Origin of the sequence: Neotabrizicola sp. VNH66, assembly GCF_049445895.1 — a bacterium.
Lineage (GTDB): Bacteria > Pseudomonadota > Alphaproteobacteria > Rhodobacterales > Rhodobacteraceae > Pseudogemmobacter.
In genome coordinates, this window is the sequence record NZ_JBMSDW010000013.1 from 85,299 (window position 1) to 99,186 (window position 13,888).

Below are 13,888 nucleotides of genomic sequence, written 5' to 3' on the forward strand. Positions count from 1 at the left end.
CCATGATCGAATTCCGGGACGTGCAGAAATATTACGGCGATTACCACGCGCTGCGGGGGATCAACGGCACGATCAAGGCGGGGGAATTCTTCTCGCTCCTCGGGCCCTCGGGCTGTGGCAAGACCACGCTCCTGCGCACCATCGCCGGGTTCGAGGGCATCGATTCCGGGGCCGTGCTGATCGACGGCAAGGACATGAAGAATGTCCCGGCCAATGTGCGGCCCACGAATATGGTGTTCCAGAGCTACGCGATCTTCCCGCATATGAGCGTGGCGGAAAACGTAGGCTTCGGCCTGCGGCGCGACCCGATGTCCAAGGCCGAGAAGGCCAAGGCGGTCGAAGAGGCGCTGGAGATGGTTGGCCTCAAGGGCTATGGCGCCCGTGCGGCCCATGCGCTTTCGGGCGGGCAGCGGCAGCGGGTGGCGTTGGCCCGGGCGCTGATCCTGAAGCCCAAGGTCCTTCTGCTGGACGAGCCGCTCTCGGCGCTGGACAAGAAGATGCGCGAACATATGCAGGTGGAGCTGATCCGCCTGCAGCGTCAGGTGGGCATCACCTTCGTCCTCGTGACCCATGATCAGGAAGAGGCGCTGGTCATGTCCGACCGGATCGCCGTGATGTTCGAAGGCCAGATCGCCCAGCTGGCCGATCCCGAAACGCTCTACCGCCGTCCGAACAGCCGCAAGGTGGCGGATTTCATCGGCACGATGAACTTCATTCCCTGCACCATCCTGTCAGAAGAGGGCGGCCGGATCGAGGTGGATGCCAAGGGTCTGGGCCGCGCCTCGCTGGCCCCCGATCAGGCGCCGCCCGCCAAGGGCGAGGCGCCGGTGGTCGGCCTGCGCCCCGAGACCCTGACGCTGGTCTATCCCGGCCAGACGACGGGCGAACGCACCGTGCCGGGCAAGATCGACGAGGTGATCTATTTCGGCGACATGACCTATTACGATGTCTATCTGGCCGATACCGACGTCGAGGTGCGGCTCTCGATGCGCAACGTGCCGGGCCGCCCGGTGCTGGACGTGGGCACGCAGGTCGAAGTGGCCTGGAGCCCCGATGCGCTGGTCCTGTTCCGCTGAGGCTGCAAGATTGAGAGGCCGCGCAGAAGCGCGGCCTCGCTCCCTTTGCCTCGGCTCTGGCCTGCGGCCAACCGCCTCGAAAGTGCCTCCGGCGGGGATATTTTGACCAGTATGAAATCGCAAAGGGCTTTCATACTGGTCAAAATATCCCGGGGGTGAGGCCGCAGGCCGAGGGGGCAGCGCCCCCTATCTGTCGGGCGGCAGGATGCCCAGCCCCCGCAGATAGATCCCCACCCCGGTTTCCAGAAGGTCTTCGGGCAGGTAGGGCAGGCTTCCGCCATTGCCGCGCAGGAAGAGTTCCACCACCCCGTGGCTGAGCGACCAGACATGGGCCGAGATCATGCTGGCCGGCGGGCGGCGATGCGCGGGAAGCGCTGCGGAGAGGCCCGTCGCCGCGCGCTCCATGATGGCGCGGGATTTCTGCGCGACCATGGCCAGATCGGGGTGGTTCCCCGGGATCAGCCCGCTTTCGAACATCGCCTGATAATGGCCGGGATATTTGCGGGCGAAGGCCAGATAGGCGCGGCCTGTCGCCTCGAACCCGGCCAGCGCGGTCGGGCGCCCGTCGTTCCAGGCATATTCCAGGAGCGCCGCGAAAATGTCGAACCCCTGCCGGGCCACCTCGGCCAGCAGGTCATCACGCCCGGCGAAATGGCGGTAGACGGCGGCGGGGGTGACCTCGGCCGTTTTGGCCGCTTCGGAGAGCGTGAAACCCTGCGGTCCGTTCTGGGCGATCAGTTCCAGCGCGGCCTCGACCAGCGCCTGCCGCAGATTGCCGTGGTGGTAGCCGCGTTTCACGCCTTGCCCGTCCGCAACTCCGGCCCGCCGCAGATCTTTCCATCTGGCGTGCCGATCAGCGCGAGGTCGCGGCCCTTGAAGTCCACCGCCTGCAGCACGGTCTGGATTGCCGCGATGCGGGCGCGTTTCTTGTCATCGGACAGGATCACCGTCCATGGCGTCTTTTTGCGGTGGCTGCGGTCCAGCGTCTCATCAATGGCGGCGGTATAATCGTCCCATTTCGCCAGCCCCTCGATGTCGATGGAGGAGAGCTTCCACTGTTTCAGCGGGTCCTGTTCGCGGTCGAGGAAGCGTTTCAGCTGTTCGGCCTGTCCGACCTCCAGCCAGAGTTTCACCAGAGTGATGCCTTCGCTGACGAGCATATCCTCGAAATGCGGCAGCTGGTCGAAAAACTTTTCGCGCTGCGCCTCGGTGCAGAAGCCGAAGACCTTTTCGACCACGCCGCGGTTGTACCAGCTGCGGTCGAAGAGGGCCATTTCCCCCGCCGCCGGCAGCCAGTCGATATAGCGCTGGAAATACCACTGGCCCTTTTCCCGGTCAGACGGCGCGGGCAGGGCGACCACATTGGCCACGCGGGGATTCAGGTTTTCGCGCATCACGGCGATGGTGCCGCCTTTGCCTGCGGCATCGCGGCCTTCGAACAGGACCACGACCCGCTTTCCCGTGGCCTTGATATCGGCCTGCATCCGCACCAGCTGGCGCTGCAGCCCCTCCATCGTGGCCTCATAGTCTTTCTTCTTCATTTCCTCCCGATAAGGGTAGGATTTGGTCAGGATGTCATTGCCGTCGTCCTGCTCAATGGCTTTGCGGATCGCCTTGGGGCAGGTTTCCCGGAAGAATGTGCTGATCGCGCCGTCGAAGGGCAGGTCCATCGGGGTCTCCTCTTTGGGCCATATTGGCCGCAGCCGCGGCTTACCGCAATCCGGCGCGGGCGGCGGCGCGGCGGATGGCAGCCAGCACGGTTTCGGGATGGGTGTGGTGTGGCATGTGGCCGGCCCCTTCGATCACCGTCAGGGTCGCCTGCGGCAGGCGCGGGGCCAGCGGGCGGGAATGGATGTCCAGGGGCACGACCGTATCGGCGGTGCCATGCACCATCTCGACCGGGAGGGTCAGGCCGGGCCAGCGCGGTTCCAGCGCGACGATCTGCGGGCGCAGGCTGTTGATCTGCGCCGCATTGGCGGCCAGCTGTGCGGGGCGCAGCGTCAGATCGGCACCCAGATGGGCCAGGTAGCCGGGCGGCGGCACATCCGGGGCGAAGACGCCCGCCACCTGCGCCTCGACATAGCTTTCTGGCACCCAGGCCGCGGCGAGCGGCACCAGCAGCGCCCGGCCGAGACCGCTGGCGGTGGCGCGATACCACGGCGACAGCGCGCCAGGCCAAGGCAAAGCCGGGGCTGCCAAGGTGACCAGCGCGGCGGCGGGATGCGTCAGCGCCCATGTCATGGCGACCGTGCCGCCATAGCTTTGTCCGACCAGCAGGGGGTTCCGCGCGCCCAGCAGATCGGCCGCCGCTTTCAGGACCGCCACCTGACCGGTCAGCGAGGCATCATTGTCGGGGAGCGGAGAGGAATGGCCCAGACCCGGCCGGTCGAAGGCGATGACGCGGTAATTCGCGGCCAGCCGGTCCACCAGCGAGAAGGTGAAATCGCGGGACGAGCCGGAGGCGCCGTGGATCAGCACCAGATCCGGCCCTTCGCCCCGCACCACCGCATGGACGGTCAGCCCATCCACCGCCAGCAATTGCCCTTCGGGGGGATAGTCGCGCAGCGCACGCGCGCCGCGGGCATGGGCGCGCCAGCCGGTTAGCCCGGCCAGCGCAGCCACGCCCAGAAGTCCGCTAGCCACCAATCTGCGCGATGTCATAGGGCGTCGTCTGATAAATTTCGTTGATCCAGTTGCCATAGAGCAGATGCGCATGGCTGCGCCAACGGTTCACCGGCGGGCGCGACGGATCATCCTCGGGATAGTAGTTCATCGGCACGTTGATCGGCATGCCATTGGCCACGTCGCGGTCGTATTCCTGCTTAAGCGTCTCGTTGTCATATTCGAAATGGTTGAAGATATAGAGCGCGCGGTGCGCCTCATCCTCGACCAGACAGGGGCCGGTCTCATCGCTGCCCAAAAGGGTGCGCAGGCCCGGATCGGCGTCGATCTCGGGTTGGCGCATTTCGGTCCAGCGGCTGACCGGGATCACGAAATCATCCGAGAAGCCGCGGAGATAGGGCGAGGTCGGCTGCAGGTTACGGTGCCGGAAGCAGCCAAAGGCCTTGGCCTCCAGCATATGCTTCTGCACGCCATGGAAATGATAGATCATCGCCATGCCGCCCCAGCAGACGCCGAAGGTGGATTGCACATTGGTCTGGGTCCAGTCCATCACCTCGCGCAGCTCGTCCCAATAGGTCACCTCCTCGAAGGGCAGGTGCTCAATGGGGGCGCCGGTGATGATCAGGCCGTCGAACTTCTCATCCTTCACCTCCTGAAACGGGCGGTAGAAGGTTTCCATATGCGCGGCGGCGGTGTTCTTGGTCTGATGCTCGCTCATCCGGATCAGATGCAGGTCGATCTGCAACGGCGTGGCGCCGATCAGCCGGGCGAACTGGTTCTCGGTCTGGATCTTTTTCGGCATCAGGTTCAGAAGCCCGATCCGCAGCGGGCGGATGTCCTGCCGCGCCGCCCGTTCGGGCGACATGACCATGACGCCCTCGTTCCGGAGAACGTCGAAGGCGGGCAGGGTCGAGGGCAGGGTGATGGGCATGTCTGGCGTTCCTGAAGGGCCGGGTGAAAGGGAGAGGCTGATCTAGGCCTGAAGGCGGCGGCGATCAATGGCAGATGCGATCATCGCGTCAAAACCGGCCGGCGATTTCACCTGTGCCACATCCTCGGCGGTTACGGTGATGCCCCAGTCTGCCATGGCGGCATAGCGCGGCTGCCGGTGGGCCAGCGCGCGGGCATAGGTCCAGCGGACGAAATGGTCGGGGTCGCAATCCACGGCCGTCACGCCGTGTTGCGCGCGGTACTCCTCCCACGCTGCATGCAGAAAGGCGGGCTGATAATACATCGGCTTCGGCGCGCGGTCGAAGCGGCGGACGAGTTCCGCGGTATGCCCCTCGCTCCCCTTGATCCAGACCATCAGGAGCGTGTCCGCCAGCTGGTTCATCACCCTGTCTTCGGGGTCGAACGGGTTCACCACCTCGCAGATCGAACCGGAGGTATCGCAGATGAAGTTGCGGTAGCCATAGATGTCCTTGGCCCGGTCGATGAAGGGCCGGGCGTCCAGCGTGGCGGCGATCTCGGCCTGCCGGTGCTGCTCCTGCCGTTTCATATAGTCATCGAAGGGCAGGCCGCCCTTGGCCGGATCGCCGGGCTTGCCCAGATAGGTGCTGAGGGGCGCCAGATTGTTGAAGGTGATGTTCGACGCGATGAAGACGCTGTCGGTCATCAGAAGTTCGCGCAGGAGCGGAACCTTCATCGCCTCGCGCTTGAAATTGTCGGCGATGTATTCGCCCATGTAGCGGGTGCCGATCCGGTAATCGACCGAATAGTGGAACCATTTGTCCTCCTGTGCGGCGGGCATGTCGCGCAGCATGTTGGACAGATAGGTCTTGCCCAGACCGGACATGCCGAAGAGCAGAATGCGCTTGTCCGTGGCATTCAGGTAATCCGCGCCGGTGGGATAGATCATGGGCCGCTCCTCTGACGCGGCGGGTTTAGCCGGAGTGTCCGGGCCTTGCACGGGAAAAATAGCGCAGAATCCGCCCGTCCAGCAGTAGGAGACCAAGCGCGATCAGCGCAAAGCCCGGATAGGCGCGGGCGGGCAGGCTTTCGCCCAGAATGACGGCACCGAGGATCATCGCCGTCGGCGCGGCGACAAAGGTGTTCAGGCTGGCATTGCCCGCGCCCGCCGCCGCAATCAGCCGGTAGAGGAGCAGATAGGCCAGCGCGGTTGAGATCAGCGCCAGATACAGAAGCGCGCCCCAGACCGGCAGCGGCGGCAGGCCATGGGGCAGGCCGGTCCAGACCGCCAGCGGCAGGGTCATCGCGGCCGACGTCGTCAGCATCCCCGCCGCGGCCACCTGCGGCGGCAGATGCGACAGATGCCTGCGCGCCCACGCCCCCGAGAGGCCATAGGACACTGCTGCCGTCAAACAGGCCAGCTGCCCGACCGAGGCCGGATCAAGGGCCGAGAGGTTGTGCAGCCCGATGGCCACGCTGACCCCCAGAAATCCGGTGATGACACCCAACACCCGGCGCAGGCCCAGCCTTTCGTCCCGGAACGCCAGCGATGCGATCAGGACGCCGAAAATCGCGGTGGAGGAGTTGATGATCGCGGCCAACCCGGCAGGCACGGTCTGCTGGCCCCAGGTGATCAGGCTGAAGGGCAAAGCATTGTTCAGCAAGCCCATGACGGCAAAGGCGCCCCAGATCCGCCACCCCCGCGGCACCGCCAGACCCCGCCACAACACGAAAGCCCAGAGGACGAGACAGGCGCCGGTCAGCCGGAAGGCAACGGTGGGAAAGACGCCCACAGCCCCAAGCGCCACGCTGTTGCCGATGAAACTGCCGCCCCAGATCACGCCGAGGAACAGAAGTTCGCCACAGCTTTGCGGGCTCATGGTCTTTTGCGGTGTCATGCTGCCTTACTGCCTTGACGGGGCGCAACAGGCGACCCGGAACATGACGAAACCCCGCCCTTGCGGACGGGGTTCTGTCGCATACCAATGCGTCGAATCAGAAGCTGAAGCCGACCTTGATGCCCACGGCCACCGCGCTGTTGCCGGTCATGTTGGCGCGCGCCACATCCGGCGTACCGGTTTCCGGCTGGGCATCGCCCAGATCCAGATAGCGGGCGCCAAGCGTCACCTTCATGTTGTCCTGCGTATAGACCGCGGCAATGCCGATGCCCTTGTAGCCATTGGTCGGGGCCAGCGGTGATACCAGCGGATCGCCCTTCGGCTCATAGGTGGCGAAGATCGAGCCGGACCAGTTGTCGTTGAACTTGCGGCCGACGCCGAGCGTCCAGGTGGTGGTGTCCTCCAGATCGACCAGCCCGCCGCCGGTGGCCGGGGTGAACCAGGCCGGGTCGATCTTGAAGCTGGACCAGTCCACCCAACGGACCGAGCCGAAGACCAGCGTATTGGCCGCAACACCCGACTGCACGTCAAGGTTGATGGCCTGTGGGGTATCGACCGAGGTGATGGACATTGGCGCAACCTGAACCGCGCCCATCCGTTCGGTCGTGTCAAGGTCGTGGGTGACCTTCGAGAAATAGGTCAGCGCGACGCGCAGCGCGATTTCGGGCTTTTCATAGGCTGCACCGACCAGATAGCCGGTGCCCCATGCCTCGTCAAAGGTGACGTTGTAGCCGTTGACCGGACCATAGGCGAGACCGGAGAGCCGGACGAAGCCCGACGCCTTGGAGGCGCGGATGCCGCCGTGGACCGAGAGATTCTCGGTAAACTTGTGGCGCAGGATGGCCGAAACGACATCGCTTTCCAGCGTGGCTTGGGTCCCGCCCAGAGCAACGGAGTCACCCAGCGGATAGAGGATGTCGGCGCCATAGTCCTGACCATAGATGACGGACACAGAGGTCTGTTCACTCAGGTCATATTTGAAGGCCAGACCGGGCAGCGTATGGTTGCCCGCAACGCTGCCGGTGGCACGGCCGCCGAACGTCGCCACATCATTGCCGGTCACGTCAGGGTTGATGCTGCCATAGCTCAGCTCGGCATAATTGCCCTGCTCGAAGATGATGCCGATCGACTGGCCCGAACGGTCGACGCCGCCGGCCATGGCCGAACCCGCGCCGGCGATCAGGGCCGCCGTGGTCATTAGAAGATGTTTCATTGTCCTCATCCTTAGCTAAGGATTTCCCCTGACAGGAAGGCTAGGCGCAGGGATGTTAGCGGTCAATCAATGACGCCGCGTCACGGATTCGTGAAGGCCTTGGGTGTTGCAGCGCTGCGTCTTTCGGCCCGAAGGGACAAAGTATTGGCAAACAGGATCAACAGGCTGCCAAAGATCAGGCCCATCGTCACCGGCTCGTCATAAAGCAGGGCTGCGACAAGGGCGATCACCGGCAGGCGCAGGAAATCCACCGGCCCGACGAAAGAGGCGGGCGCCAGCGACAGCGCCTTGGTCAGGCACAGATGCGCGACCACGCCCGACAGGCCGATCAGCATCAGCCAGGGCGCGGTCTGCGCATCCGGCAGGGTGATCGCCCCGTCGCGGAACGACAGGGCAAGGCCGAAGCTGGCCTGAAACACGGTCAACCAGAAGAGGATCGAGAACAGGTCCTCGGACCGGGTCAGCCGCTTGGTCAGGATCATGGTTGCAGCGAAAAAGACCGCACAACCGGCCGCAGCCAGCAGGCCCGGGTCGGGCGCCGCAAAGTCGGGTTGGGCCACCAGAAGAATGCCCATAAAGCCAAGCGCGGTCGCCAGCAGCTTCACCGCCGTCAGCCTCTCGCCCAGCAGGAGCGGGGACAGCAGGATGACCCACAGCGGCGCGGTGAATTCCAGCGCGAAGACCTGCGCCAGCGGGATCTGCGTCACCGCCCAGAACCACAAAGCCTGTCCGCTGAAATGCACCGCATTGCGCAGGGCATGGCCCGGCAGGCGCCGCGCGCTGATCCGGTTCAGCCGGCCAAGCGCAGCGGCCAGCGCGACCACCAGCACCAGCCCGACCAGCGAGCGGTAGGCAAGGACCTCGAACACCTCGTGCCGGGCGCTGACCGCCCGCGTCGCCACGGCCATGGCCGAAAAGGACGCGATGGAACCGGTCATCCACAAAGCCGCCGCAACGGGCCGGTTGCTGTCAGTCGTCATGCTGTCCCTCCTTCCGGCGCAGTCGCTCCCGCAGGGTCCGCGCGAAGCGGCCCGGCAACCGTCCCGTTCTACAGTCCCGAGGTCCGGTAGTCCCGCTTCAGATGCGCGGTGGCCTTGTGCCAGGCGCTGGCGCGGGTGCGGGCCTGATGGGCGTCAAAGGCGGCACGATCGGTAAAGGCCTCGTCCACGTGCCAGACCAGCGGATCGGCCGTGGGCAGCACGTTGAACGACAGGCAGCCCGGCTCCGCCCGCGTGAGGCGCATATGCTCGGGCAAAAGGGTGGCGACAAGGTCCGCCTCGACGGCATTGGCGCAGATGAGGCGGCCGGAAAGCGTGATCATGCGGAGGCGGCGTCCTTCGGTCGGTCGGGCACGAGTCAGCGCGCGGGGCCGACGGTTCGACAGGAGAACTGGAACGAAAACCGCCGCAAGACAAGCGGCCGCAGGGCCCGACGCGCGGAAATCGCCTCGGGGGCGAAATCCGGTGCAAACGGGCAACCCTGCGCCGCGAAAGGCCGGGTCACTCCAGCTCGATGGTGCCCGGCGGCTTGGAGGTGCAGTCGTAGAAGACGCGATTGACGCCCTTCACCTCGTTGATGATCCGGGTGGCGGTTTCGCCCAGAAACTCATGGCTGAACGGGTAGTAATCCGCCGTCATCCCATCCACGCTGGTCACCGCACGCAGCGCCACCGCGTAATCATAGGTCCGCCCGTCGCCCATCACGCCCACGGTGCGCATCGGCAGGATCGCGGCAAAGGCCTGCCAGATCTCGTCATAAAGACCGTGCTTGCGGATCTGGTCGATATAGACCGCATCGGCATTGCGCAGGATCTCCAGCTTTTCGCGGGTGATCTCGCCCGGGCAGCGGATGGCAAGGCCGGGGCCGGGGAAGGGATGGCGGCCGATGAAGCTGGCGGGCAGGCCCAGTTCGCGGCCAAGCGCGCGGACCTCGTCCTTGAACAGCTCGCGCAGCGGTTCGACCAGTTTCAGGCCCATCTTTTCGGGCAGGCCGCCGACATTGTGGTGCGATTTGATGGTGACCGAAGGGCCGCCACTGAACGAGACGCTTTCGATCACATCGGGGTAAAGCGTGCCCTGCGCCAGAAACTCGGCGCCCTCGATGCCGTTCGCGTATTTCTGGAACACGTCGATGAAGAGGCGCCCGATGGTCTTACGCTTGACTTCGGGGTCCGAGACGCCTTCCAGCGCACCAAGGAACAGGTCGGATTCATCGGCGGCGATCAGGTTGATATTGTAATTGTCGCGGAACATGGCCACGACCTGCGCCGCCTCATCCTTGCGCAACAGGCCATGGTCCACAAAGACGCAGGTCAGCTGGTCGCCGATCGCCTCATGCAGCAGGATCGCCGTGACCGAACTGTCCACGCCGCCCGACAACCCGCAAATCACCTTTTTGTCGCCGACCTGCGCGCGGATCGTCTCAATCGCCTGTTCGCGGTAGCCCGCCATGGTCCAGTCGCCGGTGAACCCGGCCAGACGGACGAAATTCTCGTAAAGCTTCGCGCCCTTGGGGGTGTGGTGCACCTCGGGGTGGAACTGGACGGCAAAGAAGTTGCGCGCCGGATCCGCGGTGATGGCAAAGGGCGCATTGGGCGAGGTGCCGTAGACCTGAAAGCCCGGCGCGATGCGCGAGACGTGGTCGCCGTGGCTCATCCAGACCTGTTCATTGCCGGCCTGGAACCAGCCGTCCAGGAGCGGCAGGCGGTCGTCCGTCGGCGTCACGAAGGCACGGCCAAATTCCGCGGTGCCGTGGCCGCCTTCGACATGGCCGCCCAGGCAATGCATCATCACCTGCTGGCCATAGCAGATGCCCAGGATCGGCACGCCCAGATCGAACACACCGGCCGGCGGCATCGGCGCGCCTTCGGCATAGACCGAGGCCGGCCCGCCGGAGAAGATCACGGCCTGCGGCGCGAAGGATTTCAGAAAGGCTTCGTCCACCCGGTTGTAGGGGTGGATTTCGCAGTAAACGTTCAGCTCACGCAGGCGGCGCGCGATCAGCTGCGTCACCTGAGAGCCGAAGTCGATGATGAGAAGGCGCTGATGCTGGGTCATGGCCCCGATTAGGCCGCAACCGGCAGAATCGCAAGGGGGCAGACGGTGCGCAGAAGGCTGGCCGCGCAGGGGGGCGCTGCCCCCCGCCTGCGGCTCCCCCCGGGATATTTGGGCAAACTGGAAATGGCCGTTCCACTTTGTCCAAATATCCTCGCCGAAGGCGGCCGAGGCGGCGGCGGGGCGGCGGTCTCAGGGGGTCAGTGCCTCCTGTGGCAGCAGTCCCGCGATTTCACGCCGGAAGGCCAGCGCGTCGCCGCGGGGGGGGGCATCCAGGTCTTCGGCCCAGTTGCGCCCGGCATAGGTGGCCCAGGCAATGGGGCCGGGGGCCGCGGCATCGCCGATCAGCTTCAGGCTGCGGATGCCCGCGCCCCGCCAGTCCAGCGCCCGCGTCTCATGATAAAGCCTGTCGTCGGGACGGCGCGAGGTGACCATGACCACGGCATCGGCGGGCAGGGTGCTGGTGCGGCCCGTCCAGGTGCAGCCCAATGTCACCTCCCCGCGGGCGATCGCCTCAGGCGCCTTCGATGTCAGGACGTTCACCCCGATCTCCAGCAGGCGGCGCATGATCGTGCCCTGTTCCAGCGTATTGTCCGTCCATTCCGCGACCTTCACCGCGGGGGTGACGAAATCGACCGTGCAGCCGCGCGCAATCAGAAGTTCGGCCAGAACCGAGCCCATGTAGAAATGGTCATCGTCATAGAGCATGACCCGCCCGCCGGCGGGACCTTCCCCCGCCATCAGGTCATCCGGGGTGAAGACCGGCATCGCGGGATCGGTCGGGATCGGGTGCAGATGCAGCCGCGCCACCGCATCGCGCCGCCATGTGGCGCCGGTGGCGATGGCGATATGGTCGGCCTCCAGCGACAGCAGATCTTCGGCGGTCATCCGGCTGTCGCGGTAGATCTCGACATTGGGCAGCGGCGCCAGCTGGCCGGTGCGGTAATCCGCCACCCGTCCCCAGGCCGACAGGCCGGGCAGGGCGCGTTCGCGGGTGACGCGACCGCCAAGGGTGTCTGTGGCCTCGGCCAGCGTGACACGATAGCCGCGTTTCGCCGCCTGCAGCGCCGCCTCCAGCCCGGTCGGCCCGGCGCCTATGATCACCACATGGTCCGACACCCCCTTGGGCCGCGCCCGGTCAGGGTGCCAGCCCTTGCGCCATTCCTCCATGAAGGCGGTGTTCTGGGTGCAGCGGCTGATCCCGCCGGTCATGTCTCCGCTGACGCAGATGTTGCAGCCGATGCATTCGCGGATGTCCTCATACCGGCCCTGTTCCACCTTTTGCGGCAGGAACGGGTCCGCAATCGAGGGGCGCGCCGCACCGATGAAATCCAGCACGCCCGTGCGGATCTGGCGAACCATCTCGTCGGGTGAGGTGAAGCGGCCGACGCCGACCACGGGCTTTGAGGTCAGCGCCCTGATGCCGCGGACCAAGTCCTCTTGTGCGGCCTCGGGCTTGAAGCGTGAGGTGCCGGAGCAGGCCTCCCATGTGCCCTGCGCCAGATCCCAGATATCGGGCAGGTCGCCATGCATCTGGATGAAATCGCGCAGTTCGGCGTTGGAGAAGCCATAGGCCCCGGCCTCATGCAGCGACATGCGCAAGCTGATGGCCAGTTCGCCGCGGGTCTCCTCCCGGCAGTCCTCCACCACCTCGCGCAGGAAGCGGCCACGGTTTTCAAGGCTGCCGCCGTATTCGTCGGTGCGGTGGTTGGTGGCGCGGCTGAGGAAATGTTGCAGGATCCCGAAGCCATGGGCGCCGTAGAGGCAGATCAGGTCGAATCCCGCCTGCTGCGAGCGGCGAAAGGCGTTGCGGAACCAGCGGCGCAGGTCGCGGATATCCTCGCGGTCCATGGTGCGGGCCTGCACGGGATCGGAGGTGAAGGTCAGGATCGGCCCGCCGGTCACGGCCAAGGGCACCTCGCGCGAGTAGAGATTGGGGCCGTTGATGCCGGAATAGGCCAGCTGGATGCCCGCCAGCGCCCCGTGGGATTTCATCGCCTCGGCCATGCGGGCCAGCGCCGGGATGTCGCGGTCATCCCAGAGGTGCTGTTCGATGAAGGGGGTGATTTCCGAGGTGGGGTGGATTTCCGTCTGTTCGGTGAAGATCACACCCCAGCCGCCTTCGGCCTTCGTCCGCCGCATCTCCACCACGGCGGAGGGGTCGCGATAGCCGCCGCCGTTGCAATGGGGCACTTGATAGAAGCGGTTCTTGGCGGTCTTGGGGCCGATCTGCAGCGGGGTGAACAGCAGGTCATGCGCGGGCAGGCGGGTCATGTCAGGGGCCTCAGGTCGGTGCCTTGGGTGGATATGCGGGCCGGATCGCGCGGCGGCAGATCGGCAATCAGGAGGCAGGGCGTCTCTCCCGCCTGGGCCACGATCTCGCCATGAGGACCGGCGATCAGGCTGCGGCCGGTGTAGGTCAGGTCGCCCTCGGCCCCGCAGAAATTGGAATAGGCCACGGCCACGCCATGGTTCGCGGCCATGGCGCGCACAGTCACATCAGGGACATGGGTGAAGGGCTGCATATTGGCGGTCGGGCACAGGATCAGCGTGGCCCCCCGGTCGGCCAGCGCCCTGATATGGGGCGCGAATTCGATGTCATAGCAGATCAGGAGGGCCGCGATCTCCCCGGCCAGCGGGAAGGTGACCAGCGCCTCGCCCGGGGTGTAGAGCGCGCGTTCGCGAGCGCCGTAAAGCTGCACCTTGCGGTAATGGGCGAACTGTGTGCCGTCCGCGCCGAATACGACGGCGGCGTTGTAAACCGTTTCGCGCTCGCGTTCGGCATAGCCGAGCGCCAGCGCGCAACCGGCCCGGCGGGCGGCGACGGCAAGGCGCTGCAATTCGGGCGCTTCCCGCTGCAGCGCCAGCGCGGGGATGCCCTCCGCATTATAGCCGGGCAGCCAGACCTCTGGCAGGACCAGCACGGTGGCGCCCATGACCCCTGCGGCGGCAAGGGCAGTTTCGGCCTCGCTCAGGGCCTGTTCCAGATCGGCAGCGGGGCTGTGCCCCTGCCAGACAGCGATGCGCATATCTTCTCCGTCCGGGGGGCCAGCCCCCCGGTCCCCCCGGGATATTTGTGCAAACTGGAAAGGGGCAGGGCGATCCTGCCCCCATGGG

General features: G+C 65.7%; 13 protein-coding genes. 1 reads left to right on the forward strand and 12 read right to left on the reverse strand.

The annotated features are described in order from the left end of the window. Positions 1–2 precede the first annotated feature (2 nt). Positions 3–1,076 carry an ABC transporter ATP-binding protein gene (locus ACO2Q5_RS17160; RefSeq protein WP_423293379.1) on the forward strand — a complete coding sequence of 358 codons (1,074 nt, stop codon included), beginning with the start codon at positions 3–5 and terminating at the stop codon, positions 1,074–1,076. Positions 1,077–1,262: 186 nt separating this feature from the next. On the opposite strand, the gene ACO2Q5_RS17165 is transcribed toward ACO2Q5_RS17160, so the two are convergent. The 12 genes from ACO2Q5_RS17165 to ACO2Q5_RS17220 form a co-directional block, all read right to left on the reverse strand. Next, a complete protein-coding gene (locus tag ACO2Q5_RS17165) occupies positions 1,263–1,874 on the reverse strand; it encodes a TetR/AcrR family transcriptional regulator (protein ID WP_423293298.1) in 612 nt (203 codons plus the stop codon). Next, positions 1,871–2,746: a polyphosphate kinase 2 gene (gene ppk2 / locus ACO2Q5_RS17170; RefSeq protein ID WP_423293300.1), complete on the reverse strand. Its 876-nt coding sequence runs from the start codon at positions 2,744–2,746 to the stop codon at positions 1,871–1,873. Before ppk2 ends, ACO2Q5_RS17165 begins: the two co-directional genes overlap by 4 nt. 40 nt (positions 2,747–2,786) lie before the next feature. Beyond that, complete coding sequence (locus ACO2Q5_RS17175) at positions 2,787–3,737, reverse strand: alpha/beta fold hydrolase (RefSeq protein ID WP_423293302.1); 951 nt, start codon at positions 3,735–3,737, stop codon at positions 2,787–2,789. Then, the gene (gene metA, locus ACO2Q5_RS17180; protein ID WP_423293304.1) at positions 3,712–4,629 is read right to left on the reverse strand and encodes a homoserine O-acetyltransferase MetA; all 918 of its coding nucleotides are present in this window, start codon (positions 4,627–4,629) and stop codon (positions 3,712–3,714) included. Before metA ends, ACO2Q5_RS17175 begins: the two co-directional genes overlap by 26 nt. 42 nt (positions 4,630–4,671) lie before the next feature. Continuing rightward, positions 4,672–5,556, reverse strand: coding sequence for an ATPase (locus ACO2Q5_RS17185; protein ID WP_423293306.1), 885 nt, complete (start codon positions 5,554–5,556; stop codon positions 4,672–4,674). 25 nt (positions 5,557–5,581) lie between these two features. After that, on the reverse strand, positions 5,582–6,505 hold the full coding sequence (locus tag ACO2Q5_RS17190) for a DMT family transporter (protein WP_423293308.1): 924 nt from the start codon (positions 6,503–6,505) through the stop codon (positions 5,582–5,584). A 97-nt stretch (positions 6,506–6,602) separates the two neighbouring features. Further along, on the reverse strand, positions 6,603–7,718 hold the full coding sequence (locus ACO2Q5_RS17195; protein WP_423293310.1) for an outer membrane protein transport protein: 1,116 nt from the start codon (positions 7,716–7,718) through the stop codon (positions 6,603–6,605). An 80-nt stretch (positions 7,719–7,798) separates the two neighbouring features. After that, entirely contained in the window at positions 7,799–8,698 is a 900-nt protein-coding gene (locus ACO2Q5_RS17200; protein WP_423293312.1) for a DMT family transporter, read from the reverse strand. Positions 8,699–8,766: 68 nt separating this feature from the next. Next, positions 8,767–9,039 (reverse strand): putative quinol monooxygenase, encoded by a 273-nt coding sequence (locus ACO2Q5_RS17205; RefSeq protein ID WP_423293314.1) that lies wholly within the window; start codon positions 9,037–9,039, stop codon positions 8,767–8,769. A gap of 178 nt (positions 9,040–9,217) precedes the next feature. Next, a complete protein-coding gene (guaA, locus tag ACO2Q5_RS17210; RefSeq protein ID WP_423293316.1) occupies positions 9,218–10,774 on the reverse strand; it encodes a glutamine-hydrolyzing GMP synthase in 1,557 nt (518 codons plus the stop codon). 189 nt (positions 10,775–10,963) lie between these two features. Beyond that, complete coding sequence (locus tag ACO2Q5_RS17215) at positions 10,964–13,045, reverse strand: FAD-dependent oxidoreductase (RefSeq protein ID WP_423293318.1); 2,082 nt, start codon at positions 13,043–13,045, stop codon at positions 10,964–10,966. Beyond that, complete coding sequence (locus ACO2Q5_RS17220; RefSeq protein ID WP_423293320.1) at positions 13,042–13,800, reverse strand: nitrilase-related carbon-nitrogen hydrolase; 759 nt, start codon at positions 13,798–13,800, stop codon at positions 13,042–13,044. Before ACO2Q5_RS17220 ends, ACO2Q5_RS17215 begins: the two co-directional genes overlap by 4 nt. Positions 13,801–13,888: the final 88 nt, after the last annotated feature.

Excerpts from the sequence above, each read along its gene's own strand:
- ACO2Q5_RS17200 (WP_423293312.1), bottom strand. The coding sequence starts at position 8,698 with ATGACGACTGACAGCAACCGGCCCGTTGCGGCGGCTTTGTGGATGACC.
- ACO2Q5_RS17185 (WP_423293306.1), bottom strand. The coding sequence starts at position 5,556 with ATGATCTATCCCACCGGCGCGGATTACCTGAATGCCACGGACAAGCGC.
- ACO2Q5_RS17195 (WP_423293310.1), bottom strand. The coding sequence starts at position 7,718 with ATGAAACATCTTCTAATGACCACGGCGGCCCTGATCGCCGGCGCGGGT.
- ACO2Q5_RS17190 (WP_423293308.1), bottom strand. The coding sequence starts at position 6,505 with ATGACACCGCAAAAGACCATGAGCCCGCAAAGCTGTGGCGAACTTCTG.
- metA (WP_423293304.1), bottom strand. The coding sequence starts at position 4,629 with ATGCCCATCACCCTGCCCTCGACCCTGCCCGCCTTCGACGTTCTCCGG.
- ppk2 (WP_423293300.1), bottom strand. The coding sequence starts at position 2,746 with ATGGACCTGCCCTTCGACGGCGCGATCAGCACATTCTTCCGGGAAACC.
- ACO2Q5_RS17220 (WP_423293320.1), bottom strand. The coding sequence starts at position 13,800 with ATGCGCATCGCTGTCTGGCAGGGGCACAGCCCCGCTGCCGATCTGGAA.
- ACO2Q5_RS17175 (WP_423293302.1), bottom strand. The coding sequence starts at position 3,737 with ATGACATCGCGCAGATTGGTGGCTAGCGGACTTCTGGGCGTGGCTGCG.
- ACO2Q5_RS17215 (WP_423293318.1), bottom strand. The coding sequence starts at position 13,045 with ATGACCCGCCTGCCCGCGCATGACCTGCTGTTCACCCCGCTGCAGATC.
- ACO2Q5_RS17205 (WP_423293314.1), bottom strand. The coding sequence starts at position 9,039 with ATGATCACGCTTTCCGGCCGCCTCATCTGCGCCAATGCCGTCGAGGCG.
- guaA (WP_423293316.1), bottom strand. The coding sequence starts at position 10,774 with ATGACCCAGCATCAGCGCCTTCTCATCATCGACTTCGGCTCTCAGGTG.
- ACO2Q5_RS17160 (WP_423293379.1), top strand. The coding sequence starts at position 3 with ATGATCGAATTCCGGGACGTGCAGAAATATTACGGCGATTACCACGCG.